This is a genomic window from Actinosynnema sp. NPDC059335, from assembly GCF_042752395.1.
Classification (GTDB): Bacteria; Actinomycetota; Actinomycetes; order Mycobacteriales; family Pseudonocardiaceae; genus Actinosynnema.
In genome coordinates, this window is the sequence record NZ_JBHYXZ010000246.1 from 1 (window position 1) to 5,493 (window position 5,493).

General features: G+C 73.6%; 3 protein-coding genes. 2 read left to right on the top strand and 1 reads right to left on the bottom strand.

Annotation, left to right across the window (positions count from 1 at the left end):
- Positions 1 to 2,848: type I polyketide synthase (locus tag ACFXGA_RS38440; protein WP_378097557.1), on the bottom strand; the 2,848-nt coding region annotated here is incomplete at its 3' end.
- A gap of 474 nt (positions 2,849 to 3,322) precedes the next feature.
- On the opposite strand from ACFXGA_RS38440, the gene ACFXGA_RS38445 reads away from it, so the two are divergent.
- Both ACFXGA_RS38445 and ACFXGA_RS38450 read left to right on the top strand, forming a co-directional pair.
- Positions 3,323 to 4,306 carry a hypothetical protein gene (locus tag ACFXGA_RS38445; protein ID WP_378097560.1) on the top strand — a complete coding sequence of 328 codons (984 nt, stop codon included), beginning with the start codon at positions 3,323 to 3,325 and terminating at the stop codon, positions 4,304 to 4,306.
- Positions 4,307 to 4,328: 22 nt separating this feature from the next.
- Positions 4,329 to 5,393, top strand: coding sequence for a cobalamin-independent methionine synthase II family protein (locus ACFXGA_RS38450; RefSeq protein ID WP_378097563.1), 1,065 nt, complete (start codon positions 4,329 to 4,331; stop codon positions 5,391 to 5,393).
- Positions 5,394 to 5,493: the final 100 nt, after the last annotated feature.

A 5,493-nucleotide genomic window follows, 5' to 3' on the forward strand; every position in this document is an offset into this window, starting at 1 on the left:
TTTTTGCGCGGGGGGGGGGGGGGGGGGGGGGGGCCCCCCGGGGGGGGGGGGGGCCCCCCGGGGGGCCCCCCACCGCACCGCCCGACCCGTCCGGCCCGGCCGACAGCAGGGACGGGTCGAGGGCGGGAGCCGTCTCGCACGGGCTGGCGAGGAACGTCATCTCCCCGTCCAGCGGCAGGTCGCGGACGACCCGGTCGGCGAACAGGGCCTCCGTGCGGATGTCGCCGCCCAGCACGTGGGTCGCGGCGACGACGGTCAGCAGCGACGTCAGCGACGCGCTGTCGGTGTCGACCGAGAGCACGGGCTTGTCGGGCGCGATCTCCTCGACCAGGCCGGTGAGCACGCGGCCGGGGCCGACCTCGACGACCAGGTCGGTGGCGGCGGCGGCCTTGGCGGCGGCCTCGTGGAACCGCACGGGGAGGGTGATCTGGTCGCGCAGCAGCGCGCGCAGGTCCGTGCCGGCCTCCAGCACGTCACCGGTGACGGTGGAGTGCACCGGCCGGATCAGCCGGCCGAAGTCGAAGTCGACCAGCCGCTCCGCCATGGCCTCGGCCGCGGGCGACACCAGAGGCGAGTGGAACGCGTGCGAGACGTTGATGCGGGTGGCCTGCACGCCTTCGGCCCGCGCCACCGCGCACACCCGGTCCACGGCCTCGGCGGGCCCGGACAGCACGGTCTGGGCCGGGCCGTTGAAGCCCGCGATCACGACGTCCTCGCCGGCGGCCAGCTCCAGCGCCCGCTCCGGGGTCGTGGCCAGGCCCGCCATCGCGCCGCCGCCCCGGCTCGCGCCCGCCATGACGCGGCCGCGCTCGGCGGCCAGCGACAGCACCCGGTTGGCGTTGATCGCGCCGCCCCAGTGCACGGCGGTCAGCTCGCCGAGGCTGTGCCCGACGGCCGTGTGCGCCTCGACGCCCAGCTCGCGCAGCACCTTCAGCGCGGCGAGGGAGCCCGCGACGATGCGCGGCTGCGCCACCTCCGTGGCGACCTGGTCGCCGTCGGTCGGCAGGTTCGCCGACGCGAACACCTCCTCGGCGACCGGGAAGCGGCGGCGGATGGCGCCGACCGCGCCCCGGCCCGAGCCCTGGCCCGGGAACAGGAACGCCAGGCGCGGCGCGGACGCCCGGTCGTCCAGGAACACGCCGTCCGCGACGTCGAAGGCGGTCGTGCCCTCGGCCACCGCGGCGACCAGCTTCGCGACCTTGCGCTCGGCCTCCTCGGGCGTGCGGGCCACGACCGCGCCGCGCAGCGACGCGCCGGTCAGCCGCGCGGCCAGGGCCGCCGCCAGGTCGCCCAGCTCGGCGAACGCGAGCTTCGGCAGCAGCGCGGCGACCTCGGCCAGGCGGTCCTTGAGCGCGGTGCGGTCCGGCGCGTCGAACAGCAGCACCTCGGCGTCCTGGCGACCGGCGACCAGAGCCCTGGTCCGGGCGTCGAGGCGCGCGCGCCGGGGCGCGTCCGGCGCGGCCTCCAGCGCGATGTGGGTGTTGATGCCGCCGAAGCCCATGGCCGACACGCCGGCGCGCACCGGGCGGTCCTCCGGCCACAGCTCGGCCTCCGAGGGCACGTACATCACCGCGTTGTCGGCGGTCAGCTTCGGGTGCGGGTCGTAGTGGCCGGTGCCCGGCGGGATGACCTGGTGGTGCACGGCGAGCGTCGCCTTGATCAGCCCGGCGACCCCGGCCGCGGCCTTGGTGTGCCCGAAGTTGCCCTTGACGGTGCTCAGCGCGGCGGGCCGGGCGTCGGGGTCGGCGGCGCGGCGGGCCGAGGAGAGGGCCTCGATCTCCGTCTCGTCGCCCAGCGCCGTGCCCGTGCCGTGGCCCTCGAAGTAGGACACGGTCTCCAGGCCGTAGCCGGCGCGGCCGTAGGCGCGGTGCAGGGCGAGGCGGTGGCCGTCGGCCTCGGGCCGGGTGATGCCGCCTTTGCCGTCCGACGAGACGCCCCAGCCCGCGATCGTGGCGTAGACGCGCAGGTCCCGGGCGATCGCGTCGTCCTCGCGCATCAGCACCAGCGAGCCCGCGCCCTCGCCCGGCCAGAAGCCGTTGGAGTTCTTGTCGTAGACCTTCATCACGTCCTTGGCCAGCGCGCCGGTCTTGGCGAAGCCGATGACCTCGAACGGGTCGATGGACAGGTCGACGCCGCCCGCGATCGCCACGTCCATGTCGCCCTCGACCAGCGACTTGGCGGCCGTGGCGACGGACAGCAGCGAGGAGGAGCACGCGCCGTCCACGGTGTAGCCGCCGCCGCGCAGGTCGAAGTAGTTGCAGATGCGGCCCGCGATCGTGTTGGCCAGGCCGCCCGCCAGGGTGTCCTCGTTGATCTCCGGGAACGGCGCCTTGTACCGCACCTCCAGCTCGCCCAGGAAACCCGCCACCTCGTCGTCGGGCCAGCCCTTGGCGGTCAGCGCGGCGGCGACCGTGCGCCGCACGTACGGCCAGCGCAGCCGCATGACGTTCGCCCGGGAGAACTCGCCGGTGAGGCTGTTGCCCAGCACCACGCCGGTGGTCTGCTTCGGCAGTCCCTCGCCGTCCGGGAAACCCGCGTCGGCCAGCGCCCGGGCGGTCACGTCCAGCGCGAGCCAGTGCGTCATGTCCGTGGAGCGGAACGTGCTGCCGGCCACGCGGTAGCGGACCCGGTCGAACTCGAAGTCGCGCAGCACCGCCGCCTTCGAGGCGTAGAAGCGGTCCGGTGCTTCGGGGTCCGGGGAGTAGTAGTCCGCCTGGTTCATCCGCTCGTCGGGCAGCCTGCGGAAGGCCCGACGACCGGCCAGGACGTTTTCCCACAGTTCCCCGGTGGAACTGGCATCGGGGTAGCGCAGGCCGATGCCGACGATTGCGATCCGCTCACTGCTCATGCTTTCACCGTCTTTGCGGACATCGGGGGTTCGGGAGGTTCGCAAATGCCGTCGCGCGGCAAATACGACAAACACGCACGGCACTTCGGAAAATGTGCGCAAGGTCAGCGTGCACGACTGCCCGACCGCGTTGCTTCTCCGATTTTGCCCTGCTGACCTGCGCTTTTGCATAACAGCGTGATCCGTATTTCGCCGCAGCGCCCGGCCACTTCCGCGCCCGCGCGCGACCCGCCGCCCACCAGCGCACACCCGGCCACCCGGACGCGGCGCGGGAACCCGGGGGCTGTTCGGCCCGCCGAGCGCGCACACCCGGCCACCGGAACCCGGCACGGGAACCAAGGGCCGTTCGGCCCGACAACTGCGCACAGCGGAAGAAGGAATCGAAGCATCACACTGGGATGCTTTGCCTGCCCCACGGGGCAGTGGCCGCCGGGGCTCCGGTCGGCCGACCCGGATGCTCGGGAGAGGGAACACATGGCGCGCAGCGGCACCAACCAGTTACCCCGTCAGGACTCCATCAGGGCGGGCGTCGCCACCTCGACGTTCGTCACCGGCGTGTTCCCGCGGCGGCGCGGTCTCGTCGTCCTGCTCAGCTCGCTCGCGGGCTTCCTGCTCACCGTGGTGTGGTCGGCGCAGTTCGTGGACTCCACGATCGGCGACACCGTGGCGAACACGCTGCTCGGCCACGACGCCAAGGAGACGCCGATCGAGGGCATCGCGGCGGGCATCGCGTTCGCGTTCGTCAGCGGCATCGCGGGCACGTTCACCGCGTGCAACATCGCCGCGTTCGGCGCGGTCGCGCCGATGCTGGGCGCCACCGGGACGCGGTGGGCCAAGTTCGTCACCACGCTCAAGCCGATCGGGTGGCTCGCGGTCGGCATGGTCCCGGTGTCCGCGCTGTACGGCGTGCTGGTCGGCATCGTCGGCACGCGCATGCCGCAGTTCTCCACCGCCGCCACCGCGCCCGGCACGCTCAACGGCCGCAGCGTGCAGTCCCTGATCGTGTTCGGCGTCATCGGGCTGGTGATGCTCTACCTGGGGCTGGCCGCGCTCGGCCTGGTGCGCGACCCGTTCCGCAAGATCGCCCGGCGGTTCCCGAACGCGCCGATGGTGTTCATGGGCGTGCTCATCGGCGGGTTCCTCATCGGACGCCCGTTCGGGCTATTCCGGCAGATGTTCCGTGACGCTGCGGAGAGCCACAATCCCCTGTACGGGGCTGCCGCGTTCACCCTCCAGTCGGTAGGCAACATCATCATCATGGCCCTACTGTTCCTCGCGCTGGCGTACTTCACCGGCGGCCGTTTGCAGCGGTGGCTGTCCGCCGATCCGGCGCGGATCGCCACCGTGACGGCCGTCGCCCTGATCGTCGCCGGTGTCTTCACGTTCATGTACTGGGACATCCGGCTCCTGGCCCGGCGGGAGATCATCCCGTGGTACCCGACGGCGCCGTGGGCCTGATCACGGCGAGGGGAACGACGACATGGGGATCCCGACCGAACCGATCGGCAGCGTGCCGAGGCCCGAGGAGCTGGTCCAGGGCTTCACCGACCACGCGGAGGGGCGCATCGACGCCGCCGCGCTGCGGGAGCTGACCGACAAGGCGCTGGCCGACACGGTCGGCCGGTTCGAGGCCACCGGCTCGCCGGTGGTCACCGACGGCGAGCAGGACAAGCCGAGCTTCCTGACCTACCCGGTGGCGGGCATACCCGACCTGGCCCCCGGCGGGGCGGTGGTGCCGTTCGCCGACGGCCACACCCGGGAGCTGCCGGTGCTCACGAGCGGGCCGTTCCGCTACACCGCGCACGCCGTGGACCTGCTGCGCGCCGCGCAGCGGCTCACGTCGCTGCCGGTGAAGCAGCCGGTGATCGCGCCGTCGGCGCTGAGCCTGCTCTACCCGGCGGACGGCATCGACGGGTACCCGCGCGAGCGGTTCCTCGCGGACCTGGTCGACGAGACCGAGGCCGACATCCGGGCGTGCCTGGAGGCGGGCGCGGCCGTGGTGCAGCTCGACTTCACCGAGGGGCGGCTGTCGCTCAAGCTCGACCCGTCGGGCGGGCTGCTGCGCGACTTCGTGGCGCTCAACAACGCCGTGCTGGAGCGGTTCTCCGCCGAGGAGCGCGCCAGGATCGGCGTGCACACCTGCCCCGGCGGCGACCAGGACTCCACGCACAGCGCGGACGTGGACTACGCCGACCTGCTGCCGGACCTGTTCCGCATCAAGGCCGGCCGGTTCTACGTGCAGCTGGCGAGCGAGCCCGACCGCGAGCGGGTGCTGCGGATCATCGCCGAGCACCTGCCCGCCGACGCGCTCGTCTTCGTCGGCGTCACCGACCCGATCGACCCGCGGGTGGAGACGGCCGAGGAGGTGCGCGACCGGGTGCTGGAAGCGGCCCGGTTCATCCCGGTCGACCGGTTGGGCACGTGCGACGACTGCGGGTTCGCCCCGTTCGCCGACGACACGTCCACCTCCCGTGACACCGCGTTCGCCAAGATCGCCGCACGCGTGCGCGGCACGCGCCTGGCCGAGGAGGCGCTGGGCCTCTGACGACGCCGCGACGCCGGCGCCCCCCCCCCCCCCCGCGGCCGCCGGGGGGGGTCGCCGCCCCCCCCCCGCGCCCGCGGCGGCCCCCACCCCCCCCCCCCCG